General features: G+C 49.6%; 1 protein-coding gene. It reads right to left on the bottom strand.

Annotated features, from left to right (window positions below; all coding sequences use genetic code 11):
* Positions 1 to 520 (bottom strand): thioester domain-containing protein (locus E5329_RS29310; protein ID WP_135992593.1); only part of this gene is annotated, 520 nt, incomplete at its 3' end.
* Positions 521 to 599: the final 79 nt, after the last annotated feature.

The following is a 599-nucleotide window of genomic DNA, read 5'->3' as shown; positions in this document are numbered from 1 at the left end:
GGCTTGCATAATAGGCATAGGACGATGACGGGTTGGGAGCCGTATCGCACAGCTTTCTTGCTGCCGAGTCCCCGCCGTCAGTACCGAACAGGTTCCCCACGATCACCCACACCATCGCCTGTGTCGCTATGAACTGGTCACACTGGTCATTTGACGGCGCTGTTGCGCTGTTGCTGTTAAAGCCAAAATACAGGCAGTAACTTAAAAGTTTTTCCTGCTGTGCCGTCATGGAAGTGCTTGAATTGGGGTAGCTGTTCATAAGCTGCCCGCCGTCTGCCGCCAGACCAAAGTTCATGCAGTAGGCGGCATTGCCGTCCAGTATGGCATACAGGATCTTCCCGTGGTCATAACCAGCCTTTAACTCGCTTACCTCGCCGGACGCCCTTGTTGACGCATACCAGAAAGCGATGTTTGCACTGGAATTTGCCGCAAATGCAGTCATCCCATTGCCAAACAGCGTCGTAAAGACTGTCAGCAGGGCTAAGAATCCTGCCATAAATCTTTTCATTTTCTGTTTCATTCAGGTTTCCTCCTTATAATAGGGGGTAGTGTCAAATCTACCACTATATTTTTTGTTGCAAACCTTATAATTCCAAGGA

The organism is Petralouisia muris, from assembly GCF_004793545.1.
In the GTDB taxonomy this organism is placed as follows: domain Bacteria; phylum Bacillota; class Clostridia; order Lachnospirales; family Lachnospiraceae; genus Petralouisia; species Petralouisia muris.
This window is presented reverse-complemented; position numbering and strand designations above follow the sequence as displayed.